Origin of the sequence: Methylophaga sp. UBA1464, assembly GCF_002325665.1 — a bacterium.
Taxonomy (GTDB): Bacteria; Pseudomonadota; Gammaproteobacteria; order Nitrosococcales; family Methylophagaceae; genus Methylophaga.
Map to the genome: position 1 here is coordinate 1,718 of NZ_DCSO01000116.1, position 26,519 is coordinate 28,236.

Annotated in this window: 30 protein-coding genes; 11 read left to right on the forward strand and 19 right to left on the reverse strand. The window is 45.2% G+C overall.

Annotated elements, in window-relative coordinates; translation table 11 throughout:
* A partial coding sequence (locus B3O33_RS15695; RefSeq protein ID WP_292363938.1) for a hypothetical protein occupies nt 1-722 on the forward strand: 722 nt, incomplete at its 5' end.
* A 90-nt stretch (nt 723-812) separates the two neighbouring features.
* Here the strand turns inward: B3O33_RS15695 and B3O33_RS15700 are convergent.
* Nucleotides 813-1,142 (reverse strand): type II toxin-antitoxin system RelE/ParE family toxin, encoded by a 330-nt coding sequence (locus B3O33_RS15700; RefSeq protein ID WP_292359235.1) that lies wholly within the window; start codon nt 1,140-1,142, stop codon nt 813-815.
* Nucleotides 1,117-1,347, reverse strand: a complete 231-nt coding sequence (locus B3O33_RS15705; protein ID WP_292359233.1) for a TA system antitoxin ParD family protein — start codon at nt 1,345-1,347, stop codon at nt 1,117-1,119. The genes B3O33_RS15700 and B3O33_RS15705 overlap by 26 nt, the downstream gene beginning before the upstream one ends.
* Before the next feature lie 326 nt (nt 1,348-1,673).
* Here B3O33_RS15705 and B3O33_RS15710 point away from each other — a divergent pair, with 326 nt between their 5' ends.
* Together B3O33_RS15710 and B3O33_RS15715 are read left to right on the forward strand one after the other, a co-directional pair.
* A complete protein-coding gene (locus tag B3O33_RS15710; protein ID WP_292359231.1) occupies nt 1,674-2,114 on the forward strand; it encodes a YqaA family protein in 441 nt (146 codons plus the stop codon).
* 305 nt (nt 2,115-2,419) lie between these two features.
* Nucleotides 2,420-3,118, forward strand: a complete 699-nt coding sequence (locus tag B3O33_RS15715; protein ID WP_292359230.1) for a class I SAM-dependent methyltransferase — start codon at nt 2,420-2,422, stop codon at nt 3,116-3,118.
* A 46-nt stretch (nt 3,119-3,164) separates the two neighbouring features.
* Here the strand turns inward: B3O33_RS15715 and B3O33_RS15720 are convergent, their stop codons facing one another.
* A complete protein-coding gene (locus tag B3O33_RS15720) occupies nt 3,165-3,923 on the reverse strand; it encodes a murein L,D-transpeptidase catalytic domain family protein (RefSeq protein ID WP_292359228.1) in 759 nt (252 codons plus the stop codon).
* Between the two features lie 289 nt (nt 3,924-4,212).
* Between B3O33_RS15720 and B3O33_RS15725 the strand changes: the two genes are divergently transcribed.
* A complete protein-coding gene (locus tag B3O33_RS15725; protein WP_292363939.1) occupies nt 4,213-5,817 on the forward strand; it encodes a L,D-transpeptidase family protein in 1,605 nt (534 codons plus the stop codon).
* A gap of 275 nt (nt 5,818-6,092) precedes the next feature.
* On the opposite strand, the gene B3O33_RS15730 is transcribed toward B3O33_RS15725, so the two are convergent.
* Nucleotides 6,093-6,428 (reverse strand): YegP family protein, encoded by a 336-nt coding sequence (locus tag B3O33_RS15730; RefSeq protein WP_292359225.1) that lies wholly within the window; start codon nt 6,426-6,428, stop codon nt 6,093-6,095.
* A 207-nt stretch (nt 6,429-6,635) separates the two neighbouring features.
* Complete coding sequence (locus B3O33_RS15735; RefSeq protein WP_292359223.1) at nt 6,636-7,919, reverse strand: GGDEF domain-containing protein; 1,284 nt, start codon at nt 7,917-7,919, stop codon at nt 6,636-6,638.
* A gap of 212 nt (nt 7,920-8,131) precedes the next feature.
* Here B3O33_RS15735 and B3O33_RS15740 point away from each other — a divergent pair, with 212 nt between their 5' ends.
* Complete coding sequence (locus tag B3O33_RS15740) at nt 8,132-8,350, forward strand: YgdI/YgdR family lipoprotein (protein WP_292359221.1); 219 nt, start codon at nt 8,132-8,134, stop codon at nt 8,348-8,350.
* 35 nt (nt 8,351-8,385) lie between these two features.
* Here the strand turns inward: B3O33_RS15740 and B3O33_RS15745 are convergent, their stop codons facing one another.
* The 5 genes from B3O33_RS15745 to B3O33_RS15765 form a co-directional block, all read right to left on the reverse strand.
* The gene (locus B3O33_RS15745; RefSeq protein ID WP_292359219.1) at nt 8,386-11,709 is read right to left on the reverse strand and encodes an EAL domain-containing protein; all 3,324 of its coding nucleotides are present in this window, start codon (nt 11,707-11,709) and stop codon (nt 8,386-8,388) included.
* Between the two features lie 434 nt (nt 11,710-12,143).
* Entirely contained in the window at nt 12,144-12,626 is a 483-nt protein-coding gene (locus tag B3O33_RS15750; RefSeq protein ID WP_292359217.1) for a hypothetical protein, read from the reverse strand.
* 59 nt (nt 12,627-12,685) lie between these two features.
* Nucleotides 12,686-14,059 (reverse strand): PFL family protein, encoded by a 1,374-nt coding sequence (locus tag B3O33_RS15755; protein ID WP_292359214.1) that lies wholly within the window; start codon nt 14,057-14,059, stop codon nt 12,686-12,688.
* Between the two features lie 10 nt (nt 14,060-14,069).
* A complete protein-coding gene (locus B3O33_RS15760; RefSeq protein ID WP_292359212.1) occupies nt 14,070-14,636 on the reverse strand; it encodes a glycine cleavage system protein R in 567 nt (188 codons plus the stop codon).
* Between the two features lie 241 nt (nt 14,637-14,877).
* Nucleotides 14,878-15,243 carry a FlxA-like family protein gene (locus tag B3O33_RS15765; RefSeq protein ID WP_292359211.1) on the reverse strand — a complete coding sequence of 122 codons (366 nt, stop codon included), beginning with the start codon at nt 15,241-15,243 and terminating at the stop codon, nt 14,878-14,880.
* Between the two features lie 115 nt (nt 15,244-15,358).
* Here B3O33_RS15765 and B3O33_RS15770 point away from each other — a divergent pair, with 115 nt between their 5' ends.
* Together B3O33_RS15770 and B3O33_RS15775 are read left to right on the forward strand one after the other, a co-directional pair.
* On the forward strand, nt 15,359-15,691 hold the full coding sequence (locus B3O33_RS15770; RefSeq protein ID WP_292359209.1) for a hypothetical protein: 333 nt from the start codon (nt 15,359-15,361) through the stop codon (nt 15,689-15,691).
* Nucleotides 15,692-15,701: 10 nt separating this feature from the next.
* Nucleotides 15,702-16,067 carry a 5-carboxymethyl-2-hydroxymuconate Delta-isomerase gene (locus tag B3O33_RS15775; RefSeq protein ID WP_292359207.1) on the forward strand — a complete coding sequence of 122 codons (366 nt, stop codon included), beginning with the start codon at nt 15,702-15,704 and terminating at the stop codon, nt 16,065-16,067.
* Here B3O33_RS15775 and B3O33_RS15780 read toward each other — a convergent pair.
* Nucleotides 16,054-17,055, reverse strand: a complete 1,002-nt coding sequence (locus B3O33_RS15780; RefSeq protein ID WP_292363940.1) for a helix-turn-helix domain-containing protein — start codon at nt 17,053-17,055, stop codon at nt 16,054-16,056. The two genes, B3O33_RS15775 and B3O33_RS15780, sit on opposite strands and share 14 nt — an antisense overlap.
* A 178-nt stretch (nt 17,056-17,233) precedes the next feature.
* Here B3O33_RS15780 and B3O33_RS15785 point away from each other — a divergent pair, with 178 nt between their 5' ends.
* From B3O33_RS15785 to B3O33_RS15800, 4 genes are read left to right on the forward strand one after another with little or no spacing between them, the layout of a single operon-like run.
* Nucleotides 17,234-18,646 carry an ethanolamine ammonia-lyase subunit EutB gene (locus B3O33_RS15785; protein ID WP_292359204.1) on the forward strand — a complete coding sequence of 471 codons (1,413 nt, stop codon included), beginning with the start codon at nt 17,234-17,236 and terminating at the stop codon, nt 18,644-18,646.
* Complete coding sequence (gene eutC / locus B3O33_RS15790; protein WP_292363941.1) at nt 18,639-19,538, forward strand: ethanolamine ammonia-lyase subunit EutC; 900 nt, start codon at nt 18,639-18,641, stop codon at nt 19,536-19,538. The genes B3O33_RS15785 and eutC overlap by 8 nt, the downstream gene beginning before the upstream one ends.
* A gap of 25 nt (nt 19,539-19,563) precedes the next feature.
* Entirely contained in the window at nt 19,564-20,931 is a 1,368-nt protein-coding gene (locus B3O33_RS15795; RefSeq protein ID WP_292363942.1) for an ammonium transporter, read from the forward strand.
* Between the two features lie 11 nt (nt 20,932-20,942).
* Nucleotides 20,943-21,107: a hypothetical protein gene (locus B3O33_RS15800; RefSeq protein ID WP_292359198.1), complete on the forward strand. Its 165-nt coding sequence runs from the start codon at nt 20,943-20,945 to the stop codon at nt 21,105-21,107.
* An 89-nt stretch (nt 21,108-21,196) separates the two neighbouring features.
* Here the strand turns inward: B3O33_RS15800 and B3O33_RS15805 are convergent, their stop codons facing one another.
* The 8 genes from B3O33_RS15805 to B3O33_RS15840 all read right to left on the reverse strand — a co-directional run.
* Entirely contained in the window at nt 21,197-22,012 is an 816-nt protein-coding gene (locus B3O33_RS15805; protein WP_292359196.1) for an AraC family transcriptional regulator, read from the reverse strand.
* Nucleotides 22,013-22,060: 48 nt separating this feature from the next.
* Nucleotides 22,061-22,477, reverse strand: coding sequence for a cupin domain-containing protein (locus B3O33_RS15810; RefSeq protein WP_292359194.1), 417 nt, complete (start codon nt 22,475-22,477; stop codon nt 22,061-22,063).
* A gap of 12 nt (nt 22,478-22,489) precedes the next feature.
* Nucleotides 22,490-22,951, reverse strand: coding sequence for a carboxymuconolactone decarboxylase family protein (locus tag B3O33_RS15815; protein ID WP_292359192.1), 462 nt, complete (start codon nt 22,949-22,951; stop codon nt 22,490-22,492).
* 145 nt (nt 22,952-23,096) lie between these two features.
* Nucleotides 23,097-23,627, reverse strand: coding sequence for a DUF3280 domain-containing protein (locus tag B3O33_RS15820; protein ID WP_292363943.1), 531 nt, complete (start codon nt 23,625-23,627; stop codon nt 23,097-23,099).
* A 112-nt stretch (nt 23,628-23,739) separates the two neighbouring features.
* The gene (locus tag B3O33_RS15825; RefSeq protein WP_292363944.1) at nt 23,740-24,489 is read right to left on the reverse strand and encodes an esterase/lipase family protein; all 750 of its coding nucleotides are present in this window, start codon (nt 24,487-24,489) and stop codon (nt 23,740-23,742) included.
* Nucleotides 24,489-25,979: a sodium:solute symporter family protein gene (locus B3O33_RS15830; RefSeq protein WP_292359186.1), complete on the reverse strand. Its 1,491-nt coding sequence runs from the start codon at nt 25,977-25,979 to the stop codon at nt 24,489-24,491. The genes B3O33_RS15825 and B3O33_RS15830 overlap by 1 nt, the downstream gene beginning before the upstream one ends.
* Nucleotides 25,976-26,209 (reverse strand): hypothetical protein, encoded by a 234-nt coding sequence (locus tag B3O33_RS15835; protein WP_292363945.1) that lies wholly within the window; start codon nt 26,207-26,209, stop codon nt 25,976-25,978. Before B3O33_RS15835 ends, B3O33_RS15830 begins: the two co-directional genes overlap by 4 nt.
* 131 nt (nt 26,210-26,340) lie before the next feature.
* On the reverse strand, nt 26,341-26,519 hold a 179-nt coding region (locus tag B3O33_RS15840; protein WP_292363946.1), incomplete at its 5' end, for a DUF1097 family protein.

Sequence of the window (26,519 nt, forward strand, 5' to 3'; positions counted from 1 at the left end):
TTCTAGTTAAAGGAGACACTGTTAGTGTTCCATCATTGACATTGTCGGTTAACGAGCAAGGTGAAGTCGAAGCTAGTCCAATTTATCTTAATGTTGGAATAGACATGACAGCTTATTGGTTAGACATAGCTTATAAACATTTGCTAGCGACTGAGTCCGCTCATAAAAAGTTAATGGTTGCAAAGGAAGAAAAAGATAACGAAAAAATAGCTCGTTACCTTAAGAAAGAATCCATTGCTGGAATGCAATCTATAATGGCTGCTAGTATTGCGTTGGATGCTTATTATTCAAGTATCAAACAGCATGTAGATATTCCACAGGAAACTATTAATATATGGCGCGAAAATGGTACCGCGCGATATAAACAAATATCTGAAGTTTTTCGAATGGGATTTCGTTTAAAACCCCCAAGCAGTAAAAGCCTGAGAGAGATATTAAAACAAAACTTTAGATTTAGGGATAAAGCTGTTCACCCAAGTCCCGGAACTGCTGCGCCTCTATTGCATGTTGAATTGAATAAAGTTACTGACTGGAGGTATGCTACTTTTAGGTTCAATAACGCAAAAGCTATATATGGTTTGTCTCTAAGCATTGTTTTAAAAACCTCAACCAAACCGGATTCTAAAATAGCCGATAGCCTAAAAGCGTTTTGTGAAAAATTAATACCGCGCATTAAACCCCTTGAACGTAAATGGAATAAAAGATTTGGAGACCTGTTATAAAGTGCATGTAACAAGTCGTTACACACAAATGGAATCAAGGGGTGGAGAATCGAATTAAAGGGGACGCTACCCTTTTTGACTGTACATTATTTACTTAGGTTTAATCAGTTTCTGATCAACTTTACGTTGCCCTTTCATCTTTTTATAAAAGTTTTCGTGAGACCCCAGTTGTAGCAGATACATCTCAAGCCTGTCTTCCAACCAAGAGTATCCTAAAAGTGCCAGTTGTTTATCAAGTTGAAATTTGTGCACTCTCAAAAAAGCTAAATCGCCTTTCTTCTGCTCCCCTATCTCAGGGTCTTCAATGATTTTTTCTATCTCATCTTCAACCACTTTGAGTTGCGCTTTTGTCAGCTTTTTAATGGCTTTCTCAAATCGTCGCGATTCATAAACATCAATTTCGTTTTGTTCTTCTGACATAAGGTTTAACTAATCCATGTTTGACTTCTTCGGTCGCCAGTAAAGATTCACGCACAAATTCATACGACAAGTCCGAGTTGTCGATCATGATTTGGCCAATTTTTGCCCAATACTCTATTTGCTTAGGTAGGGAGCGGCTTTCTGCTTCTGCATGAACTCTGGCAATCGTGACAAACTCATCATCCAGTCTTACGCTAGTAGCCATATTTAATACCTTTCATCTCTATGTTTTAGTTTCATCAATACGATGAATAAATGTTGATTAAAAGTATGCGACAATTTGTCGCATTACGCAACACTCAGCCTCATTTCTAGTGAACACAAAACATCAAGGGGTCAGCCAGTTTGTGCAAAAGGAGATTGTTGGGTTTCGTAAACTCAACCCAACCTACCCGATTTCACCAATCAGATCGGATCATGATATTAATTAAATCAATAGTGTCAGAATCAATTGAAATTCACTTCACCACAATCAATGACATAATTCCTCATTCATTAACCTTTGCCCTTGCAATAAAACAGTAACCATCAATGGAATATTTTCTAGAGCTGGGCCATATTGGCCTTTTTATCGCTGCATTTTTAGCTGCGACGATTTTGCCTTTAAGCTCCGAAATTGTTTTAAGTGCTTTATTGCTGAATGGTTTATCCCCCACTACGCTAGTCATTACTGCAACCACAGGTAATGTTTTGGGTTCACTCACCAACTATGCGCTAGGTTACTGGGCTAGTCTGGTTGTGGTAAAAAAGTGGTTAAGGATGTCGGAAGCTGATTTTGTGCGGGCAGAACAGAAATTTGTAAAATACGGCATGTTTGCGTTGTGTTTTGTCTGGGTTCCAATAATCGGTGATCCCTTAACGGTTATGGCGGGTGTTTTGCGGGTTCGTTTAATGTGGTTTCTGATATTGGTGACTGCGGGTAAATTTCTGCGGTATGTTGCTATTAGTTACATGGTATTGAACGTAAATTGACAGATAGATCAAACGATCAACAATAAAAAGTGACAGATTCCGTAGGTTGGGTTGAAGAATGAAACCCAACACTTCATAAATGACGCAACGTTATCTAATTGTTGGGTTTCGCAAGCTCTACCCAACCTAACCCAATCAATGGGGTCAGAGTCGGTTGAAATTCGACGATTACTTGATTTCTCATAATCTGAATCAAAGCTGTCATGCACCAATGAAAACTCTTATCCTATACCCTATTTACTCTGCATACGTTTAAACCTGATCAAAACAAATCTCTCGGCAAAACTTAGCTGGAGCTTTTCAGAATGAACACCAACTCCCCTGTGATCGACCATTTTACAAATGGTGCAATGGTTTATGATGAACGAAACCGGCAGTTGGCTCCTATTGCCGATAATATGCATTTTCTGATTCGGCTTATTTTAAAAAATGCTCCAGAGCAGGCGCGTATTCTGAGTGTGGGTGTTGGTACTGGTGCCGAGATAATTTCCCTTTCCAAATCATTTCCTCACTGGACCTTTGTTGGCGTCGATCCATCTATTGGGATGCTGGATGTCTGCCGTGAAAGGCTTATCGAAGCTGGCGTGCGGGATCGTTGTGAGCTGATTCATGGATATGTTGACGATGTGCCTGAAGGTGACAGCTTTGATGCGGTGTTAAGTATTCTGGTTGCTCACTTCGTGAAGCATGAAGACCGATTGAATTTTTATCAGGCAATGTATAGCCGCTTACGCACTAATGGCATGTTGATTAGTACTGAAATCAGCTTTGATTTGGACTCAGCCGAATTTCCATTCATGTTAAAAAACTGGGAAGCAGTGCAATCGATGATGGGAGCCACTCCGGAATCACTGGCGAATCTGCCAATGCAACTACGCGAAATGCTTTCCGTCATCTCACCAGCAGAAACTGCACACCTGCTAAAACAAGCCGGGATTGACGTGCCGATTCGCTTTTTTCAGGCGTTTATGATTAGCGGTTGGTACGGTATCAAGACTGTTTGATATCAACAGCTCAAACAGGCTGCTTTGGGAAGGCAACGCTTGTGCATCAACTACCCGAATTTTTCAGTGGCGCAACAATAGTTGCCACCCGCTCAGGCTGGCAGTTGAGATAGGGGGATGAAGCGAGCCACTTATCATCTGGATAATAAGAAAAGACAAATTGACCATCCTTGAGGATATCTACCACCTGATCGGCAACATCCCGGCTCACCGCCGGGCATCCATGGCTGCGGCCAATGCGGCCATGTTGTTTAATCCATTGGTTGTTCACATAGTCGGCGCCATGGATAACGATTGCACGTTCCCGGGCGCGATCATTGATGCCGGGTTCCAGACCATCCATCCGCAAGGAATAACCGTGCCGGCCAATATAACTTTCAGAAGCCCGGAAAAGACCGATGCTTGACTTGTGACTACCCTCTACATTGGAAAATTTGCTGGCCACGTTGTCACCTGAATTGCGGCCATGGGCTACCAGCTCTTCAAGTATCAGTGACCGACTGTCCAGATCGAAGATCCACAGGCGTGGTTCAGAGGATGGTAGAGAAAAGTCGATAATCGCCAGTCTTGAAGCCTGATCAATACCGTGATTGACGGCACACGTCATGGCGGCGATGGCCTTGTCCAGCACGGCCCGATTCAGGTTTGGGGCCTGCCTAACCAGGTCTTCATTGAGGGAGGGCTGTACTGACTTGAAACCTATTGCATTAATGGCGTTATCGTTGGAATGGGAGGGAATGGAAAGAACAAGCAGAAAACTTAAGACAAAGGCTGCCGTCAGGCGCCGGGATGTGAACTGGTGCATCGTTTTTTCCCCTCGTAATGCTCTGGTGCCCTTTTCAGGGACGAGTCAATATGCCAGAACCGGAATAATGGTGCGACTGCACAATTCATCCGCATGCCAATCAACAATGTTATGGTTAGGGCTTGTTTAGCTCACAACAGCGGCGGAGATGAAAGCTAAGCAAGTCCAATGGTGGATTCTAGCAGGCTTGAAGAAAGGAGCAAGAAGGTTGTACATTTTGTTACAAAAGTGGTGCGCTTTGACGGCATGCTTTTTGGTCATCTCGGTATTACCCAGTCACGTGCTGGCCGTGAGCAATTTGCAAACACAGTTCGCCAGCGATCTTGCTCCGATTCTGTCAGACGACAAACGTTGTCGCGTTCCGGATACCAGCAGATCAAAGTCGCAGACGGACTGGCTACAGAGCCTTTACGGTAACCATTTCTCCGCTCCATTATGGACCGATCAAAAGCGTTATGATGCCCTGCTGGCTGCCCTGACGGATCTGAAATGGGATGGCCTGGATCCTGAAATGTACGCCATCCTGCAGTTGGAACAATGGCGCATAATTGGGAACACTGATGGTAAAACGCTAGCCTGTCGTGACTTATTGGCTTCCACGGCCTACCTGGCAGCGCTCTACCACTTGCAGTATGGTTTTCTCGATCGTTCTGTTATCGCTCCCATCTGGCGCCTCGTTGAGGAGGAAGACAACGGGATCGATGCAGTGTCGCTTGAAAACCTTGGTATCGTGGCTCGCCAAGGTCTGCAGAATATCGCTACCGCGATTGATCATGCCCGGCCAGAATCTTCTGCTTACCGGCAATTACGCTCAGCATATAAGATCTGGCATCAACAACATCGTGACGTAAACTGGCCTTATGTGCCCCATGGCCCGCTGTTGAGGCCCGGCATGAAAGATGACAGGGTATCGGTTCTGCACCAACGATTGATACAAATCCCCAACACCGACATTGCGCCAGACAATCGCCCTTCTCACCCTGATGATCACTACGATGCAGCGTTAGTGGAAAAAGTAAAGGATTTTCAGGCCCAGCATCGCCTGAAGGTAGATGGTATTGTGGGTCCTGAAACATTGGATGCGCTCAATCTGTCACGCAATTTTCGCGAGGAGCAGTTTAAGATCAACTTGGAACGTATGCGCTGGCTGGAGCGGGAAATATCGCCCACACTGTTGCTGGTTGACATCGCCGGTGCCCAGGTTACCTATACTCGTGATGGTCAGATCATCTGGCAAGGAAAAGTGCAGGTGGGAACTGCCCGCCGCCAGACCCCTGCCCTCAGATCCTCAGTAAGCTATCTCACTTTTAGTCCTAACTGGACCGTGCCACCCACCATCTATCGCCAGGACAAGCTACCGGAAATCCGTAAGAATATAGCGTATCTTGCTGCCAACCGGCTCAGAGTGCTGGATCAGGATGGACGCGAGCTGAACCCTGCCACGATTGACTGGCAAAATCCGGGGTCAATTAAGCTACGCCAGGATCCGGGACCGAACAACGCCCTGGGCTTGGTGGTGATCCGTTTTCCCAATCCCTTTTTTGTATACCTGCACGACACTCCCAGTCAGAGTCTGTTTGCCAGTCACAGACGTACTTACAGCTCCGGCTGTGTACGTGTAGAAGGGGCCAGAAACCTGGCTGACGAGCTGTTCGCTGGCGCAAGTCAGCAAACCCATAACGCGATAATCGACGCTATTGAACGGAGACAGACTCGCAATATTCCCTTGCCTGCCAGAGTACCAATATTAATGGACTACTGGACTGCAGCAGCAGATGAAGATGGCCGGGTGGAATTCAGGCCGGATGTGTATCAGCGCGATGTTGAATTGGCGACGGCCCTTAAAGCGCAGCAGAGAAGAATAAACACCTTTTTAACTGAATTACCGCCTTGATCGCTCTGTAATCAGTTATCAGGTCTGTCGAATCGACTAAATCAAAAGCGGCTGTGCACTGCTCTTTCCCGGTAATATCGGCAAAAGGGTTGCGCTTTGAACACCTTTCTTTTGTAAACAACAACACCCGAGTCAGCTGAAATTTACAGTATTCAATCAAATAGAAATTACAGCATGATTTGTCACTCTGAACTGAGTCTGGAGCGAAAGGAGCACTTCGCTTTTATTTGAACGAGTGGAATATAAAAAAATGGGCCCGAAGGCCCATATATTTCTTACTGAGTTTGGTCATCTATTTTGGCATCAGGCGCATTTTTTTTGACTGACTCAATACCATTATCACGACCAGAGGCAGTTTTATAACTTTGACTGGTGCCGATAACCTGATGATTGGCAGCTTTCAAAGTGAAGGAAAACTTGCCGCCTGCTGATTCTTTCTTTTCATAACGGCTGTCATCCGGTGCATTTGTTCTGACTGATTCGATGCCGTTATTACAGGCTGATTTTGAAGAGTAACCTTCACTGCCCAAAATAATTTCACCATTACCGGCTTTGAGCCGGAAACGATGCTCCCCTGCTTTGTCTTCATAGATTTCGAACTTTGCTGCCATGACATTCTCCCTACCTCTGGTAAAAAAACACATTGCTTCCAAGTCGTTGAGATGAAAATAGTCTTTTTCTCAATGGCTTGCAACAAAATAATGTTGTCACAATAGTAGGTTGACGCTGATATATGAAGCTCAACAACTTTGATACAAGGCTGGAATTTTCGAACCAGATCACTGCATTCAGACTCCATATAACGAGGCTAATTCAACTCAACAAATACAGTTTTTACCGCGCTTTTTGGCTTTGTACATAGCTTCGTCGGCAGCTGCAATGAGCTGAGTGATTTGTTCACCCTGTTGAGGGAAAACAGAAATGCCGATACTGACTGATAGTTCTATTTCGTTTCCTTGCCATTCATAAGGTTTTGCGAGTTCCACCCGAATTTTTTCGGCGACGCCAAAAGCGCCATTTCGATTTTCAACGGCATCAAGCAAAACAACGAATTCATCGCCGCCAAACCTCACTACTGTATCCGTTTCACGAACACATTGCGTGATGCGGAGCGCGGCTTCCTTTAATAGACAATCTCCTGCTGCATGGCCAAAGGTATCGTTGGCCTCTTTGAATTTATCCAGATCCATATACATCAGGGCAAAATGCGTTTGTTCGCGTTTGGCCCGCAACAAGGATCGTTGTATACGATCCTGAAACAATTCACGATTTGGCAAGCCAGTCAAAGCATCGTACAAAGCGAGATATTGCAGTCGGTCAAGCATTTGGTGACGCTCTACAGCTGTACCAATTTGAGAAGCGGTAAAGGTCAGCAAAGCCTGGTCATTTTCGTTCAGTGAAAAATCCGGCTCGGTTAATGCCAATGCCATGAGGCCAAAACCTGCCTCATTTAATTGCAATGGGACCAGCAGCATTAATTTGCCATCAATTGTTTCAAGCGCCATATCACTGTGACTGGCGATTCTGAACATCACCTCATCTTTAAGCGGGCTTAAACAGTCCCTTACGCTTTCAAACAGCATCTTCCAGGTTTCATTCCCCGGCATTTTTAACGCAATACCAAAAGTCGCCACCGGTAAATGCGTATTAAGGTGATATAAAACCTGCTGACAAAGTGGCTTGATGTTATTGGTTCTGTGAGCAGTATCCGAGATAGAAATCAGCGATTGTTGCATCGCTTCAGCCGCTTTAATGCGGGTAATGTCACGGGCCACACCCAGACGCATTTTATGTTTTTCTGACCAGCTGGTTGACCAGAGCAGATGCACAACTTGACCGTCATTACGAATGTAACGGTTTTCAAAATCAAGCACTTGCTTATCCTGCATAACCGTCGTGATGCTTTGCTGAGTTTTGTCGTGATCTTCGGGATGCAACAGATCCAGCATTCGCTTGCCAATCATATCTTCCGGAGGATAACCAAAGACACGCTGTGCTCCGTTACTGATATAGATGATGCGACTTTCTTCATCCACCGCACAAATTGCGTCGAGCAGTAAATCTACGTATTCGCTAAATGAGTCAAGAAAAGGTTTATCCATGACATATTCTTACGTGTTGACAGGCATCTGACAAGCGAAACCGCCTTATATTCATGGTTAAGCTCTCTTATTGTTCTATTTCGCAGTCTGGGAATAAATCCATATCCAGGGTCCAATATTCACCTGAAAGTCAGGAAAAACCTCTCGCAACCATAAATCCATGAGGTCGTCATACAAAAGCAGTTTCTGTTTTTCTAACTCGGGAGGTACCCATGAAGCAGTCTTTTTTAACTGTAATATTTGCCACTTTATTTATCGGCCTGGCAGGTTGCGCCAAAGATCACATTATTGCGACCAATGATGGCCGCATGATTGATAGTGCAACCAAACCAGAAGTCAATGATGAAACCGGCATGATTGAATATGAAGACGAAGATGGTCGCGAGAACCAGATTCCTGTTGGGGATGTGAGTGAAATTAAAGAACGTTAATTGTGTAGGGCGGGCTTCGGCCCGCCGGTTCTTTTCTATGTTTTATACAGCCCAAAACGCTTTTCCACATCTTCACTCGACATGGGTCTGGCATACAGGTATCCCTGAATTTCATCACATCCATTTTGCTTAAGAAAGTCACATTGAGCCTGCGTTTCCACCCCTTCAGCGATGACATGAAGGCGTAACTGCCGTGCCAGAACAATTGTTGTCTGCACGATACTCATATCATCCGCATCATCAGGAATACCATCAATAAATGAGCGATCAATTTTAAGCCGGTCAAACGGAAAGCGTTTTAAGTAAGCGAGACTTGAATAACCGGTGCCATAATCATCCAATGCCAGACAAATTCCCATTTCATGTAATGAGTTTAATATGACAATTGCCTGTTCCGGGTTTTGCATGGCACTTGATTCAGTGACTTCCAGTTCCAGCAAATGGGCCGGGCATCCGGTTTCGTTGAGGATTTGTCTGACATCAATCGCTAAACCAACAGAATCAAGTTGTCGGCGTGACAGGTTGACCGCCATTCTGAAATTTGTTTTTCCGGCATCAAACCACGCTTTTGCCTGAGCGCAGGCTGTGCGTAAAACCCAATCTCCGATGGGTAAGATCAGCCCGGTTTCTTCTGCAACGGGAATAAAGTCTGCGGGTGAAATGATGCCGATTTCAGGATGTGACCATCTCAATAACGCTTCTGTACCAATACATTCCCCCGTGTCCAGATCCATCAACGGTTGATAATGCAGATAAAGCTGGTTTCGCTCTAATGCAAAACGAAGATCGTTTTCCAGTTGCAGCCGCGCATGAACCTTTTGATCCAATTCCGGACTGAAGAAACGGAAAATCCCTCTTCCATGCTCTTTGGCCAGATACAGGGAGGTATCTGCATATTTGACTAATAAGTCAGCATTATTGGCATCCCGTGGACACAGACTGATACCAATACTGGCATTGATATGCAGCTGACGGCCCAACACACTGAACGGTAGCGACAGTATATTTATCAGTTTGCTGGCAACATGTGCCGCATCATCCGGGCCGACAAGGCTGGGCAGCAGAATCAGGAACTCATCACCACCGACACGGCCGATGGTATCTTCTTCCCTTAATATCTGAGACAGACGGGCACCGACCTGTTGCAATAATAAATCACCGGTTTGATGACCCAGAGAGTCATTAATGTTTTTGAAACGATCCAAATCCAGAAACAGAACGGCTAATGTTTTTGAATGACGGATGGTGTGGGTAATCGCATGCTCAAGACGATTCATGGTCAGTAACCGGTTGGGCAAAGCCGTCAATGAGTCATGATAGGCAAGATATTCTATATGGGCTTCCTGTTCCTTACGTTCAGTAATGTCCTGAGCAGTACCCGCAACCCGGTAAATTTCACCCGCTTCATTTTCAATCGCAAAGGCCCGTTGGTGAATATGTTTGATGGCATGATCCGGACGAATAATCCGAAATTCTATATCGTATTCCCCACTGACTCTGCCTTCAGTCAGTGCTTGTCTGACATAATCGATATCTTCAGGATGGATGGTTTCCAGCCAGGATGCGGGGTTTTCGTAGAGGCTTTCGCAACTTCTGCCCCAGATTGCTTCATAAGCCGGGCTAATGTAAAGAATTTGACCCATCGCCAGATCGGACAGCCACACGACCTCTTCAATATTCTCGGCAAGCTGACGAAAACGTTCCTCCTGTTCCTGTAATGCGTTTTCAACGGCCTTTCTTTCCGTGATGTCATGTGTCAGCGCAAGATTGTAGCCGATGCCGTTATATTCAAAATAATTAGCATTTACTTCGATTGGAATAATTTTGCCTGACTTTGTCCGGTGTTTTGTTTCTAAACGGATTGAATGTTCCTGTTTGAGCTCTTCCCAATGCTCGCCCCAGCGATCTTCAGGCGTTTCTGGATCAACATCGTGCACCGTCATTTGCAAGAGTTCTTCACGGCTGTAACCCATCGCATGACAAGTCTCATCATTTACATAACGAATGCGTGCGTTCTTGTCTAACAGATAAATACATTCCTTTACCTGGTTAATGGCAAAGTTCAGCAAGGCAATACTTTGATCGGCCTTTTTATGCTGATCAATATTTTCTATCTGCGATACAAAATAGAGTGGCTGGTTATTCCTGTCCCGAACAATACTGGTCGTCAGCCTCGCCCAAAAATACTGACCGTTCTGATGTCGATAGCGTTTTTCAAGCTGAATAAAGGAAAGTTCGCCAGCTATCAGTCTGGTGACATCCTCTTTCCCTCTTAGCAAATCGTCAGGATGCGTCATTTCCTGATAGGTCATCTGTCGCAATTCTTCTTCAGAATAACCAAACATTTCATAGATAGATTGGTTGGCACGCAACCATTGTCCGTTTAACGATAATATTCCCATGCCGATGGCTGCAAATTCAAACGCCTGGCGAAAACGCTCATCACTTTCACGTTGCTCACGATATATCAGCAAACTGGTCAACCCATCCGATAAACGATGACCGATTTCACTGAATAAACGTTTTTCTTCACTGGTCCAGACACGTTGATACGAACATTGGTGTAAGCCAAACACCCATGGTTTACCTATTTTGGGATAGATTGCCGTGCCAATTAATGACCGCACCTGATAATCCCTCAGAAAGTCGGGCGAGTCAGGACTTTCGATATCCGTAATCAACGTAACTGGCTCACTTGAGCTCAGATACGCATTTATTGCCGCGGCAGATTCCGTTGTCATGGGGTAGTCAATCCCTGCCGCAAAACCGCCAGGGTAATCAGGATGAGTCTGTTCCATGGGCACACTCCACGAAGCACTCTCCGGATCACAGGGATAAATGAGCCATGCGCGATCACAACCAAAACAGTTGAGAATCGCTTCAAGAACATCACTCATCATCTTTTCAAGATTATTGGTGCCCTGAATGGCTCGATTGACTTGATCCAGAGATTCCAGAAAATGCAGATGCGCCTGATGTTCCTGTTCATTGCGTCCAGCCTCGGTGATGTCCTGAAAATACCCATGCCAGACAATACCCGTTTCGGTATCTTCATCTGCTTCAGGCAAGGCCTTGCAGTCCACCAGAATCTCGCCTTTTACAGGATTTAATACCCGCCACCGTATGTTAACGGGTTGCATCGTCAGTGCCGAGGCATGCAATTCCTGCAGTATATTGGCCTGATCATCAGGATGAACGTACTCCCAGGCCAGAGAGGAATCTTTGATGATCTCGGTATGGGTAATACCGAAAATATCAATTAGGCCGGCTGTACTGTCGAGTATGGCTATCCGATTTCTGGCCTGCAGGCAAAACTTCACAATGGCAACCGGCAACGTATCTGCTAAACGATTATTCACAGATATCTTTCTGGAAATATTTTGGCTGTGGAATTCATTAAAAATACGGTTAACACCTTGTCTTTGATTAAAACTTAACTATTGATTTAAGGGTTTTGTATACAGATTTTTGGATCCGGTCAGACCGTTAAAAAGCAATCGAATGAATAGTTGAGGCATCCTGCACACACCTAAATTTAAAGAAATATTAGGCATATTCCCCTATTATTACAAGGGGTATTCCTGCCCCAAAAAAGGATGTTTTCTCTGACTATAGAGACTGCCCCTTAAGAAATAAAAATATTTCGGGCTGTAGATATGGAATGGCATTGTAAGCCTGTTAATCAAAAAAACCTATGCACTCCATCGCAAAATTAAGCATAGCGTATTCAACTGAACATGTTCATGTTAGCAACGATATATTTATGCCTTGCTCAGGGAGTATAGGTTAAAGGCTAGTTTGGTAAGAGGTGAAAAAACCGTTGATTCGGTGTCGAGTTCATAAAAATAGTTACCTCGTTTTTTTCAACAAAACAGGCATTGATGATCAGGTTTTCATAAAGCCAGTAAATAAAACCGCCTTGCTCAACCCGGTAGCGCCATTGGTACTGAAACTGCATCCATCCGTTATTTAGTGTGGCGAGTAATTTGGGCTGTTCATCGACCTGCAGTCGGGCTTTAAACTCGACTGTCTGGACATCCAGATCAAACCTGAAACGGTCAATCAACACAGCATTTTCCACCAACTGACAACGAATACGATTGCCCATCACATCGTCACCCTGCTGATCCAGCAACACCCGCCCATCAAAGAGCATTTGTGCCGAAGAACTAATGGGATATCGCCCGGGTAAGGCTTGCCGTTGTTCAATATGTTGTTCTGAAAGCTGAGATTTATCCCACTGCCGAATGATGATTTGCAGAACCAGTTTTTTCATGATGAATATTCGGGTGTTGATCCCCCACACCAGCTGACTGACTGGTATGGGGTCATTCGCTAGTTGACCAGACTTTGAATCGGCGCAGGAATTCGTCCACCCAATCGTACAAAGCGATTTTCATGACTGCCCATATTGACGGCCATCACCGGGCCTTCACCCAATAAACCACCGAAACGCACAATATCACCAGCTTTTTTGCCAGGCGCAGGAATCAACCTTGCGGCTGTCGTTTTCTTATTGATAACACCGATGGCCATTTCATCCGCAATGATTGCTGAAATCATTTCAGCTGAGGTATCACCCGGGATTGCCACCATATCCAGACCGACAGAACAGACAGCGGTCATGGCTTCAAGTTTTTCCAGACTCAAGGTGCCATTGGCTGCTGACTCAGCAATGGTCAGATCTTCACAAACCGGAATAAACGCACCACTCAATCCGCCCACATGTGAACTGGCAAAGGCGCCACCTTTTTTAACGGCATCATTCAACATGGATAAAAACGCGGTACTGCCTGGCGCACCAAATGCCGGTATGCCAATCGCTTCAAAGATTTCGCCAACACTGTCATTACGATTCGGTGTAGGTGCCAGAGACAAGTCGACAATACCAAATGGCAGATTAAGTAATTGTGCCACTTCGCGGCCAACCAGCTCACCGGCACGAGTTAATCTGGCAGCCGTTTGTTTAATCACGTCCGCCGCACGGCTCAGATCCATATTGTCATCTTCAGCCAGGGCTTTTTCCAAAGCGGCTTTCACTACGCCCGGTCCACTCACCCCTACACTGACAACGGCATCTGCCTCACCGATACCTAGATAAGCACCCGCCATAAACGGTACATCCTGCGGAATATTGGCAAACACCACTAATTTAGCAGCGGCCAGGCCATCATCATCAGCGGTGAGTTCTGCAGCCTGTTTAATGATTTGTCCCATCTTGAGAATGGCATCCATATTGATACCGGCACGGGTACTGGCAACATTGACTGATGAGCAGATGCGTTGCGTTTCAGTCAGCGCCTGGGGAATCGCTTCGATCAAAGCCTGATCACCTTTACTCATGCCCTTCTCTACCAGCGCAGTAAATCCACCGATAAAATCCACACCCAGTTCATGTGCTGCCTTATCAAGCGTAACGGCCACCTCCACTAATTGCTTTGAACTGAAAGGCGCACCCACCACACCGATTGGACTAATGGAAATACGTTTGTTGGCAACTTCAATGCCATAGCGTCTTTCGATACGGTTACAGGAAGCGACCAATTGGCCAGCGTAACGAGTGATTTTGTCGTAAATTTTACGTTTGAACGTTTCCAGATCATGACTGACACAATCCGTCAGGTTGATGCCAACAGTCACGGTGCGAAGATCCAGGTTTTGTTCCCGCACCATCATCAGGGTTGAAATAATATCTTTTTCGTTGAGCATGAGGGTTTCCTTAATTGCTGATGTTGCTCACGGATTCGAAAATCTTGCGATGCTGTGTATCGATTTCGATATCCAGTCTTTGACCGACTTCCTCTAACGCGTCACGCAGATCCTGCATAACGGTTGAACGCGGTACATCAACTTCAAACACCATCAGATTATCCATCGGGTTTTTGCCGCCCTTAAATATTGCCTGAATATTCGTGATATTAACGCCATGTTGCGCCAGATGGGTAGACACTTCTGCCACCAGTCCACGACGATCAGGCCCGATGACGGTCAGGATGTAGGGCTGAACTTCAGGTGTATTTTCCTGCCAGGGGGTTAATTGCTCATCCCAGGGATCGACATGGATCGACAGTCGCATCTTCTGACCAACTTGCTGAAGCGCCTGATGAAGCTCTTCGCACTGTTTTTCTTCGGGCATCGACACCATTAATAACGCGCCGAATACTGATTGAAGCAACGTTTGACTGAGGTTTTCTATATTACCGCCATGTTCAGTGATGACAGTGGCGACCGCCGCCATAATGCCGGGTTGGTCAGTGCCAAGAACCGAAATAAGTGCCTTATTCACGATGTCTCCTTGTATGAGATCGATGGATGAAAATCTAAAATGGGCAATGCCAGTTATCAACGATGGCTACCGGAAGCTAAATAGACAACGGCTTTGCGACAATATCGCAATGTGCATCGAATTTATAATGCCGTTTTTCATTAGGGGAATACGGTATGCAGATAATGATTAAGTCGGATAGCTTAACAAATGAGGGCAAAACAGCGTAATTCAATGACGGTTTTCACTTAATGAGCTGTGATTAGATATAGGTATCTAATTTTCTACTGAATGTCGGCTCTTTATCAATCGCAACTTTATGATTGATTGCATTATCTTCACGTTTGGCACGCTGCTCATTTTGCAATTTTTGCTGCTGCATCGCTTCTAGCTGCATTATCTGGGCCTGGGTGACCTGGATTTGCATTTGAATCATTTTGATCTTATCGACTGTCTTGGGCGTTCTTTCCTGACTCGCCTGTTTCAGCTCTTCAAACAGATCGACGAGTTTTTGTTTTAATGCCGCTATTCTGGACTCTAGCGAACGGCCAGCTGATTTATTATCACTCACAACCGATTGACCGGAAGCAGAGAGAGAACGCATGTCGACAGTAATCCCTATACTCATGATAGAGTTTCCATAAACAGATCAATCACAATGTCGGCATTTATCAGAATAACGTTAATTTTTCTGCCGGCTTATTAAAAAACCACGTTTCGCTTACTTAATCACGGGTTGCTTTATGGCCATTCAATTTTTACCCATTATCAAAGCAGTCGCACCGTATGTCGCCCAGGTTGCGGCCTATGCCATTCCTGCCTTTACCGCTAAACCTGAAACCGTTAAGGCTGATCCGGTTCTGGTAAAGCAGATCGAAGAATTACAGGAGGCGGCGACGCAGAATGCCCAATCCATTCATGTCCTTGCCGAGAACATGCAGCAAGCGATTAGCGGATTTGAAACCGCTGCTGAACAGGCCAAAAAGCAGGTTGCAACTTATCGTACTCTGCTGTTTATATCGTTTGGGCTATCGACAGTAGCTATTTTGATTTGTCTCTATCTACTGCTCAGGTAAGGAATTAGCGTTGCCACATTGCATCATCGAATATTCCAGCAGTTTGGAATCGGCCCTGTCGCCGTCCCTTCTGGTTGATGTTGTGCATCAGGCTACGCTGGATTCGGGATTATTTGATACATCACACATCAAAACGCGTGCCCTGGCATACGATTATTTTCAACTGGCTGTTGAGTATCATGACTTTATTCATGTAACCATCAGGCTGCATAGTGGCCGTACAGTGCTACAGAAGCAACGGCTAACAGCGGGGATCCTGCAAGCTCTGGAAAATATCAAATTGTCGGCAATAACATTAACGGTTGAGGCGGTTGATATGCATAGCGAAAGCTATGCCAAACACTCTGTAATCCAGGGTTTTGTTAGTCGTGAATAACCAGCTTGATGTGCGGTAATTGCTGATGACGCATTGCCGTGACGGATGGATTCTCTCCAAACAGATTGGTGTAGTCTTGCGTAAACTGACCAGCATGAAAAAAACCGTGTTGCTGCGCGATCATCGAAATGGTTTCGTCTTTCTGTAACCCCTCCAGCAAAACTCGTCTTACCGCATTAAGCCGCGAAATTGGTACACACTTCAACGGACTGATTCCCATTACATCTTCAAAACAGTATTGCAAAGTACGTCGACTGACATGTGCCAGGTGACACATATCCGTAATCGTTATGGGTTTGTCATGATGTTCTTCCAGATAAGTCGTCACTTTTTGCACAACTGCACGACGTTTGGCAAAGCTTGGCTTTTGGGGAATCTTCTGTTCGTTTTGTTGCAAAATTTCCAGCACAGCCATCATTAATATCTCTTCCTGATGATGTCTGCTCAGCCTGTCCTGCTGAGGTTTCAATACCTCATTAAGCAAATATCGCAGAGAATTAAGTTTGGCTGAGTGCCATACCCTTAATGGTGAATGAAACAGGCTGTTATCCAGTTTTATTCCGTTCTCACAGGCGACTTCGTTCAAGTTGTCCTGATTGACTACAATGCCAAAAATATTAAATTGCTCTGGGGTGACCAGTTCAAACTGCGTATTGCCTGGCCGAATCATCACATGATCCCGACTAATATGATGACCGTTAATGCGACAAGACTTTTCATCTGCTGACAGTCCCAACCAGATTGCATTTGGCCAGACATTGCATTGTTGCCTCACCGTTTGACTGGTGTGCTCACGAAATGCATGTATTGATTCAAAGCGTACTTCTTCAATTCTGCCGTAAAAACGCCCATGACTCATCTGGTCATATTGCTGTTGCCAGTCTTTCAGATTATGCGCCTGCTCATCCGCATCCGTTGCCTCCAGAACGCACCATTTCGATACAACCCCGCTTTGTTTAGGTGCAAATTTTGCCAGTTCGTCTGTCATTTGCTTTACCTGTTTTAGTAATAAAGCCGCCCGCAGCTAAGTAAGTAACTGAATATAAACCTAATATTTTTTTGCCGATTTTCGATATTCGCTGGGTACAGATATCGCATTAATCATTTGTAAACTTTGTTTATTCACAGGCAATTTTTATTCCATCCACTTGGATTTAAAGAAATTTATGGGCCAGAGCTATCGTTACCAATTGGGCAGCAAAACCTATCAATTTGCCAACCTGGCAGATCTGATGGCTAAGGCATCCCCTGCTCGATCTGGAGACCGGTTGGCGGGTGTTATTGCGGAAACAGCAGAGCAACGTGCAGTTGCCCAGTTACTGTTGGCTGAAGTGCCATTGAAAACCTTTCTGAATGAAACTTTAGTGCCTTATGAAGAGGATGAAATCACCCGATTAATTATCGATGAACATGATGTCCAGGCGTTTTCGACTATTTCACATCTGACTGTCGGCGATTTTCGTAACTGGCTACTGACCGATGCAACTGATACCGAAAAACTAAATCAGGTCAGTCCCGGTGTGACCCCGGAAATGGCGGCTGCAGTCAGCAAAATCATGCGTAATCAGGATCTGATTCTGGTGGCTCAGAAATGTCAGGTGGTTACTTCTTTTCGCAACACCATTGGTCTGCCAAAACGTTTATCTACCCGTCTGCAACCCAATCATCCGACGGATGATGTCAATGGCATCGCCGCCAGCATGCTGGATGGTCTGCTTTACGGTTCTGGTGATGCGGTTATTGGCATTAATCCGGCAACTGATAATGTGACTCAGGCCACTCGTTTGATGTGTTTGATGGATGAAGTGATTTCCTTATATGAGATCCCGACTCAATCCTGCGTTTTGACCCACGTCACTAACACCCTGGAATGCATCGAAAACGGTGCGCCGGTGGATCTGGTATTTCAATCGATCGGCGGTACCGAAAAAACCAATAGCAGCTTTGGCTTTAATCTGGCGATATTAGCTGAAGCTCAGCAAGCCGCTTTGTCACTTAATCGTGGCACGGTCGGACAGAACGTCATGTATTTCGAAACCGGACAAGGCAGTTCGCTGTCAGCCAATGCCCATCATGGTCTGGATCAACAAACCTGCGAAGCTCGCGCCTACGCCGTGGCTCGTAAATTCAAGCCATTACTGGTCAATACTGTCGTCGGCTTTATTGGTCCTGAATATTTGTTTGATGGAAAGGAGATTATTCGTGCGGGTCTGGAAGATCATTTCTGTGGCAAGTTACTGGGGCTACCAATGGGCTGCGATGTCTGCTACACCAATCATGCCGAAGCCGATCAGAATGATATGGATAATCTGCTGACCTTACTCGGTACGGCTGGATGTTCGTTTGTGATGGGCATTCCCGGCTCAGACGACATCATGCTCAATTATCAGACAACATCTTTTCATGATGCTTTGTATGCCCGCCGTGTTTTGGGTTTGGGTGCTGCGCCGGAATTCGAAGCGTGGCTGGAAAAGATGCAGATCATGAGCAATGCCGGGATGGCCTGCTTGAGCAATCATTTCCCCCCCGCCTTTGCTGGCACACTGAGTCATTCCGCCGTGAAACATTATCATGGTTGAAGTTACCAACATGTTGATTGTTGATGACGAACAGGCAGCCGATAGCCTGATCACTCATAACCCATGGCGTCAACTCAGACAATTTACGGCTGCTCGAATTGGTATTGGCAGAGCCGGTGTCAGCACCCCAACTCGTGAAACCCTCGAATTTCAATTAGCTCATGCTCAGGCGCGTGATGCCGTGCATACCGAACTGGATATCGAAACCCTACAACAACAGCTAAAACAACTGCAGCAAGAATTTCCACAAATCAATTCACAACAATCACTGGTATTACACAGCAAAGCCATTGATCGCGTGACTTATTTGCAACGTCCGGACTATGGCCGTCAGCTAGATGAAGCGGGTTTTGCCAGTTTGAAACCGCATTACACCAACACTCCTTACGACCTGGCTTTAGTGATTGCCGATGGATTATCTGCAAAGGCCATTCACCAAAATGCGGTGAAGTTTATTGCCAGTTTATTGCCGTTACTGCTGAAAGAAATTCCAGACTTTTCCCTGGCGCCAATCAGCCTGGTCAATCAAGGCCGAGTGGCCATTGGTGATGATATCGGTGAAGCGTTGAATGCCCGGGCGGTGTTGATTCTTATTGGTGAACGTCCCGGTCTCAGTTCACCTGACAGCCTTGGCTTATATCTGACCTGGTCGCCCAAAAGAGGCCTGACCGATGACAAGCGTAACTGCATTTCCAATGTACGGCTGGCAGGCCTTTCTTATGCTGCGGCTGCACATAAATGTCTCTATCTGCTAAGCGAAGCTCGCAGACTCCAGTGTTCTGGGGTTGCTATCAAGGATCGTTCAACTGAGAAGATCATTGATAGCAGCGCCGTTCAAACCAGCTTTTTGCTGGACAACAACGTTGAACAAAAAGGGGTGAATGGGAAATGACTTTAACTAAAAAGAGGATAGTAAGATGGAAAACTCGCCAACACTAGAATCCTTGCAGGCAGCTTTGGATGCCCAGCAAGCTGTGTTTGAAATGCATCAGGCCATGAATATAGAAGTTTTTTACTGGTGGTGTACTGCCATCATGTTAATGATTCATGCTGGCTTTCTGGCTTATGAAATGGGTGCTTCACGAAGTAAAAATGCGTTAGCCGCCGGTATCAAGAATATTCTTGCTATTGCAGTGATTATTCCGGCTTTTTACCTGTTCGGCTGGTGGATTTATAACGCTTTTCCAAATGGCTTTGTGCCGATTGAAGCTGCAGCAGCACTGCCCTGGTCCGCTAGTATGGGACCGGATGTTCAGGATATGGGAACCGGCATATTCTGGGCTGCGTTTGCTTTATTTGGTGCGACCACGGGCTCAATACTCTCCGGGGCCGTCATTGAACGGATACGCGTCAGTTCCTTTTTGATTCTGACTATCTTCCTCGGAGGTGTGGTCTGGATTATGGCAGGTGCATGGGGCTGGCATCCAGATGGCTGGTTATTAACCAAATTTGGTTACCACGATCTCGGTGCATCGGGCGTTGTGCATGCTGTAGCCGGTTTCTTTACATTAGGTGTATTAATGAATCTGGGCGCTCGTAAAGGCAAATTTATCAACGGCGTACCACAAATCATTTCACCACACAGTCTGCCAATGACATTGATTGGTCTGATGATGATTATCTTTGGCTTCTTTGGTTTCCTTGGTGGCTGCATCATCTTCAATGGTGGCGAGACAGGTTGGTGTACGATTTATGGTACACCAACGAACCTGTCAGCATTCGCCTTCAATACGCTGATGGGATTTGCCGGTGGCATCATTGGTTGCTACATCGCAACACGTGATCCTTTCTGGACCATGTCAGGTGGTCTGGTCGGTATTATTTCAGTGGCTGCCGGTCTGGATCTCTATTCTCCTTCACTGGCTTTCATCATTGCCGTTTGCACCGGCATTGTCGCTATCCAATTTGCTAAATTCCTTGAAAAACGCGGTATTGATGATGCCGTCGGCGCCGTAACTGTCCATGGATTTACAGGTTTGGCCGCATTAGTCATGGTTGGCGTGTTTGCTGGTGGAACACCCAACATTGAAGGGTTGCCTGCAATCAGCTTTACCGGTCAGTTAATCGGTGCGGCGGTAATGGGGCTGATGGGTTTTGTTCCAGGGTATGGTTTATCGCTGTTACTGAAAAAAGCCAATATCCTGCGGGTGCCTGAAGCCTGTGAAGATATTGGTATTGATGAAGTGGAAATTCTCGCCAAGCCATACCCTGAAGGTAGCGTTCCAGCAATGACGGCAATGACTACCAGTGAAGTACCAAATAAATTAGCCAGTTCTGAAGCATAAGGAGCTTTATTATGGGAAGTTCAATTACAACCTGGGAAAACGTCAGTGCCTACTTTACCTTTGCAGATAATCCATTTGCATTGGTGTTATTTGCCCTTGGCGCTGCGGCGATTCTTGTTGGCTTGATTATCTCCATCATCCGCCATGAAAATGCGGCATTTGAAAAAATCAAATAGCATTGATTCCTGCTTTTGCAGGGTTTACTGATGTATCTGTTAATAATAACCCCGGCTTCAGGCTGGGGTTATTCCATTCGAAGCTATCACTATTTATGCACCACCTGAATAATCATTTCTTTATTAAAAATTCGGTTTTGCTGTTTTAGCCTGTATTGGCCTGGTCCATAACCGGTAATTTTTTTAAAATGATGGGTAAAATGCGCCTGATCAAAGTACCCACAATTTAATGCCGTTTCCACCAGTAGTTGCTCAGGATTCAGTTTGAGTAGATGTCGAGCTTTCTTAATTCTCAATAGCATTTTGAGCTGATTGGGTGCAATACCCACCTGATGGTAAAAATAGCGCTCTGCTTGCCGACGGGTTATTCCCATTCTGTTCAAGGTAGAAATAAGATCTGCATCGGCAACTTCAAATTGGTGACAAAGGTGTTGTACCGGCCCCGAAACCGGTCGCTGCTTTATAAATTGCTTAAGCAACCAAGCTTCTGTCAGATGGATACGACTTTGCAAATCGGCATGAACCAGTTGCTCAAATAAAAGATCTAGCCCTTTAAGCTGAATGTCTTTCGCCGGCAAGATATCCATAACCATTTCGTTCATTGGCAAACCCAGTAATGCGTTTGCACCTCCAGGTTTAAAACGAATACCGAAACTATCTACTGCTGATTCAAAACTGATGGAGTGAAACCTTTGCAAAGCACTAAACCAGCTACCCTCGGCATCACCTTTAAAGTGGAATATCAGACTGCTGCCGCCATCTGGATATAACTTTTCCTGGTGGCGTTGTTGCAATTGGGTTTTGGCAGACCAGAAACATTCGATCCAGGGCGACAGTTTGACGCTGGGCAAAACACGTTGATAGCCAAGATAAACAAGCTCTTGAATGTCATTAGCTGTTTGCATGAGGTTGCATTTCCATTTCAGCCTGCTGGAACACCCTGTATTTTTATTTTATCCATCCAGTTCATTCAAGGGGATTACTGTTTTGGCACCTTGGGATTTGATAAAAATCACCAAAAACGCCGCATCACTCTCCTCACTGGCATTACGAGAAACCAGATGAATATCTTCAGGCGATTCATAAAATGTATCACCAGCAACTAATCTGACAAGCTCACCACCTTCAACCTGCATTTCAACTGTCCCTTCAAGCATATAGACCAAGGTATGAGCGCGATGTCTGTGGGGTTCAGATTTTTCTCCTGGGGCATACCGTACCTTTATCATCTCAATTTCTTCATTAAATGGAGCCTGAAGGTGGTGTGACATGAGATCAGTAATTTCGGTCGCATTAACGACTGGCGTAAAAAACACAATAATCAAGGCAAGCCGCATAAATATAGCAAAGACACTGTTTTTATTTAACATGCTCATATTCTCCTATGCATTGGGTATTTTGCGTTCAGGAATAAAATGGAAAGCCGCCACTATCCTGTTCCAGCTATTAATTTTCACAATAGTCGCCACGAGTGCAATCCGTTCGGTTTCAGAGAAATGCTGGCTTAAATCGGAATAATCTGCTTCGGATACCTGATGGGATGGTAGTTGTGTAAGCCGTTCACAAAGGTTTAGTGCTGCTGCTTCCTGTTCAGAGAACCAGGGGACTTCACGCCATGCAGCGATGACATCCAATCTTTGCTGATCTTCACCCAAATCGCGAGCATGTTTGAAATGCATGTCCAGACAAAAGCCACACCCATTTATCTGAGAAGCCCGGATTTCCAGCAAGCAGATCAGGCGTTTGTCCAGGATTATGTTATCGACTGCATCGGCTATTAAACCAAGTCCTTGAGGTAAAGCAGGAAACAGCCGATAAACTTTTGCCTGGTTGATTCTTGACATAATTCACTCCGCATTTAAATAACGCAGTGAATTATGTCGGTAACCAGATTTGTTGAATTGTAAATTTGCGTCAAATCAGATTTATTTATCTAGTAGCACTGAAAATAACGTGTTCAGTTAAATAAGGTAAAATTGCCTATTCGGATCAATTTCTATCCCAGTCTTTTAAATCGCGCATAGCGTACTTAATCGCACGTTCCCAGGCTTGATCCGTATTGCCCCGAAAATCATAGGATTTACGCTTAATCATTTTGCCGGTATTAACATCTTTAAATTCGACATGTAATGTTGAAATCAAATGACTCATCCGGAATACATTTGGCACAATAACCATCTCTGCCCCAAGCTCTTTCGCCAATGTAATTTCACAACCATTACAGTTATGCAGATCCTGCTTTTCATCAGCGGATTTCACTTTTTCCAGTGAGTCAGCATCATTGATAATAGTAAACCGTGTTTTGTCCTGTAATTCGGTACGCAGGTGTTCACTGAATTTAGCAATCTTTTCTGCATTCTCGGCTTTATCACCGGTGACGGTACTATCACCAGTAATCAGAATATCCAGTACCAACGTTTTGTAATCATGTTGTTGATGATCCTCAGCCATGACGACAGCCGTACTGGTCATTAACAGAAAAATCAGAAAATATTTGATAGAACGAGTCCTAAACAGCATGTATAACTCCTTAAAAAAGTGTCTTTCACCATAACAGTGACAAGTCTCAAGCCAAACAGTTTTTTGACTGCTAACAGCGGGATATTTGCCCGGATATAGGGATGACCGTCAGTTAATGCTGAAACTGACCATTTTGCAGGAAAAATAAAGTCTGTAATTGAACTGCGGAATTGCTCATAATGAACGGGTGAGCTTGCTCTACAACCAGAAAATCCTGCATACCTTCCAGCCTGGCATTTTCAATGGAAACCTTGCCATCATCCGGCCCTGGAATCAGTGACGATAAAATCAGATTGATCGATCGGTTTCCAGTGATAACACCTGACTCAAAAGTCGCAGGTCCCAATTGATTAGGTAATGAATCCTCTGCGGTACCAAGTTGTTTTCCGGCAGGCCCGTTAATCCATTGAAACAGCCCCCAGGTGCCGAGCTTATCGACTACTTCACTACCCTGATTAGGGGGGGACAGCATTACCACCCTACCGATATGAATATTTTCATATTCAGCAGCTATTTGTCTGACAATAATGCCGCCCAATGAATGGGTGACAAAGTGAATAGCTTTCTCAGAATTGGCAAAACATTGTTGTATTTCCGGTATCACAAACTCGCGGGTCAACGTCTCAATGCGATGTTTGCGTGATGGATAATCAATATTGCAAACGTTATAGCCCGCTTTGCTGAGCCGTTTCTGCATTGAGTCCATCGACCCTGCTGTGCGGGCCAGACCATGTAATAACACGACATTACCGGCGCTTTGCTGACCAACAGCAACGGATGGCATTATGCCGGGGAATATCAGGCATAACACCACCAGCGTTTTTCGAAATAACCATTTGATCTGCATTATCCATTTAAACATTATGTCGATTTGACGGGGTTAAAATTACGGTTCGGTGGCGTTGATTTTGCCATGGCAATATCCTGCCAAAGTTTTTCCACATGTGATTCAACCGGGCGACAATAGCCAGCGATCAGCATGATACTCAGTGTAGTTAAAAAACCATATACACCGGGTGTCCAACCATAAGTCTGGATAAATGCCGGATCAATTATGGTTAAACCAAACGAAACAACCATGCCCGCCAGAAAGCCGCTGACCGCACCAATTTTATTGGCACGTTTCCAATACAAACCGAGTAAAACCACTGGTGATAATACAATCATGCCTTGATAGGTCATCAATGCCAGAAACACTAACTGCCCTTCACGAATATATGCACCAATCAAGGCGCCAATGCTCATAAACACCACTGACCAACGCGCTATTTGCAAGGCTGTTTTTTCACTGATATTGCGATTGATAACCTGAGCCAGATCACCTGAAATAGCCGTCGACATGGCATTTAAAATGCTGCTGACCGTCCCCAGACTCGCTGCCATCACCAAGACGGCAAAAAAGCCCAAAGGCCACGCTCCGGCCTGACTATGAATCCAGAACATGGCTTCCTGTGGATTTTGCTGGGCAAAGGGTAAAGGATGTAAAGCCATCGCCAGCAGGAATAGTAAACCAAATGACAGAATACCCAGGGTCGGTGCGAATAACACCGATTGTTTTATGGTTCGAATGCTGTCGGCAGCGAATAATTTGTTATAGACCCATGGCCACATAAAGCCGCCCAGACCACTGGTAATCACAATCGCCATCCAATAATTAGGTGACATGTCCCAACCCGGCCCGGGAAAGGTTAATGCTTCCGGGCTTTGTTCCAGAATACGCTGCATCGCGCCTTCAATGCCGCCCAGTTGTGTGTAGATGACCCAGAGCAGAATGGCTGAACCAGCGATAAGCATATACAGGCCCTGAATAATATTGGCCGTGATAACGGATCGCATGCCGCCGAGTGCGACATAAAACACCACTACAAATATGCCGATAATCATGCCCAGTAACGGACTGATAAATCCATCGGTGGCATAGTTAAACACATAGCCAATGGTGTACCACTCCATCAGTAACCAGGGCACTGATAACGCCACACCGGCAAATCCGGTTAACACCCGAATCATATCACTGCGATAGCGCAGTCCTAATAATTCAGACTGGGTGCGGATGTTATATTTTTTACCCCAGATAAAGGATTTTTCCGCCACCAGATACATTACCAGCATGGTGACTATGCCATAGGGAATGACATACATGCCAATCATGCCAAAGCTCACTGCAAAGCCGGAAAATACCGTATAACCGGCACCGACATACCATGTAGCAAGGAAACCCAGGGTAATACCTAATACACCAATACTATGACTTGCTGTCGCATAATCATTCAGTGTATCCACGCCCATTTGACGTCGGTTTATCCACAAAATCAGCCCGAAGAAACTGATCAGCATCAGCATTGGAATCATTTCAATTCCTCCGCTTCAACCTCAATATCCAAATCACCGCTCTGACTCTCAGCCAAATACCAGCACGCCAGAAAAAAAGCACCTAATAACGCCAGACCAATTTGCCATAAAAAAGCAAACGGCAAGCCAAGCAAACTGGGTTCAATTCGATTGGCCCAGGTAAAGAAAGTAGGAAAAGTAGCGAGTGTGATGGACGTTAAAATTAATAATAGACAAATAGCCGAGCGCATAAATATCCAGGTTTTAATTTATAAATGTGGGGAACAAAAATACTCAAAGTTCAGGGCCAGCAATAATTGAGATATTCATCAATTATGCTGACCCTGTAGGTAAAATAAAAAAACCGCTTTAGCGGCTTAATTTATGCTTTCTTTTCGATTGCTCCAGCAAGTTTGGCTGATAACAAACCAAACACAGCACCCAGAATCGTGGAGAGAATAATAATCAAAACCGGATTAGTCATATTCATGGTGATGGCACTCCCGGCATTGGCTGTCTGCAAACCAAACGCAGCGGTTGCGGCATAACCATAGACATTGG

Excerpts from the sequence above, each read along its gene's own strand:
- B3O33_RS15805 (WP_292359196.1), bottom strand. The coding sequence starts at position 22,012 with ATGCAAACAGCTAATGACATTCAAGAGCTTGTTTATCTTGGCTATCAA.
- B3O33_RS15750 (WP_292359217.1), bottom strand. The coding sequence starts at position 12,626 with ATGAAAAAACTGGTTCTGCAAATCATCATTCGGCAGTGGGATAAATCT.
- B3O33_RS15820 (WP_292363943.1), bottom strand. The coding sequence starts at position 23,627 with ATGCTGTTTAGGACTCGTTCTATCAAATATTTTCTGATTTTTCTGTTA.
- eutC (WP_292363941.1), top strand. The coding sequence starts at position 18,639 with ATGGTTGAAGTTACCAACATGTTGATTGTTGATGACGAACAGGCAGCC.
- B3O33_RS15830 (WP_292359186.1), bottom strand. The coding sequence starts at position 25,979 with ATGATTCCAATGCTGATGCTGATCAGTTTCTTCGGGCTGATTTTGTGG.
- B3O33_RS15810 (WP_292359194.1), bottom strand. The coding sequence starts at position 22,477 with ATGTTAAATAAAAACAGTGTCTTTGCTATATTTATGCGGCTTGCCTTG.
- B3O33_RS15700 (WP_292359235.1), bottom strand. The coding sequence starts at position 1,142 with ATGTCAGAAGAACAAAACGAAATTGATGTTTATGAATCGCGACGATTT.
- B3O33_RS15785 (WP_292359204.1), top strand. The coding sequence starts at position 17,234 with ATGGGCCAGAGCTATCGTTACCAATTGGGCAGCAAAACCTATCAATTT.
- B3O33_RS15765 (WP_292359211.1), bottom strand. The coding sequence starts at position 15,243 with ATGAGTATAGGGATTACTGTCGACATGCGTTCTCTCTCTGCTTCCGGT.
- B3O33_RS15705 (WP_292359233.1), bottom strand. The coding sequence starts at position 1,347 with ATGGCTACTAGCGTAAGACTGGATGATGAGTTTGTCACGATTGCCAGA.
- B3O33_RS15715 (WP_292359230.1), top strand. The coding sequence starts at position 2,420 with ATGAACACCAACTCCCCTGTGATCGACCATTTTACAAATGGTGCAATG.
- B3O33_RS15730 (WP_292359225.1), bottom strand. The coding sequence starts at position 6,428 with ATGGCAGCAAAGTTCGAAATCTATGAAGACAAAGCAGGGGAGCATCGT.
- B3O33_RS15780 (WP_292363940.1), bottom strand. The coding sequence starts at position 17,055 with ATGACAGACGAACTGGCAAAATTTGCACCTAAACAAAGCGGGGTTGTA.
- B3O33_RS15735 (WP_292359223.1), bottom strand. The coding sequence starts at position 7,919 with ATGGATAAACCTTTTCTTGACTCATTTAGCGAATACGTAGATTTACTG.
- B3O33_RS15825 (WP_292363944.1), bottom strand. The coding sequence starts at position 24,489 with ATGTTTAAATGGATAATGCAGATCAAATGGTTATTTCGAAAAACGCTG.
- B3O33_RS15835 (WP_292363945.1), bottom strand. The coding sequence starts at position 26,209 with ATGCGCTCGGCTATTTGTCTATTATTAATTTTAACGTCCATCACACTC.
- B3O33_RS15770 (WP_292359209.1), top strand. The coding sequence starts at position 15,359 with ATGGCCATTCAATTTTTACCCATTATCAAAGCAGTCGCACCGTATGTC.
- B3O33_RS15800 (WP_292359198.1), top strand. The coding sequence starts at position 20,943 with ATGGGAAGTTCAATTACAACCTGGGAAAACGTCAGTGCCTACTTTACC.
- B3O33_RS15720 (WP_292359228.1), bottom strand. The coding sequence starts at position 3,923 with ATGCACCAGTTCACATCCCGGCGCCTGACGGCAGCCTTTGTCTTAAGT.
- B3O33_RS15740 (WP_292359221.1), top strand. The coding sequence starts at position 8,132 with ATGAAGCAGTCTTTTTTAACTGTAATATTTGCCACTTTATTTATCGGC.
- B3O33_RS15755 (WP_292359214.1), bottom strand. The coding sequence starts at position 14,059 with ATGCTCAACGAAAAAGATATTATTTCAACCCTGATGATGGTGCGGGAA.
- B3O33_RS15710 (WP_292359231.1), top strand. The coding sequence starts at position 1,674 with ATGGAATATTTTCTAGAGCTGGGCCATATTGGCCTTTTTATCGCTGCA.
- B3O33_RS15815 (WP_292359192.1), bottom strand. The coding sequence starts at position 22,951 with ATGTCAAGAATCAACCAGGCAAAAGTTTATCGGCTGTTTCCTGCTTTA.
- B3O33_RS15795 (WP_292363942.1), top strand. The coding sequence starts at position 19,564 with ATGGAAAACTCGCCAACACTAGAATCCTTGCAGGCAGCTTTGGATGCC.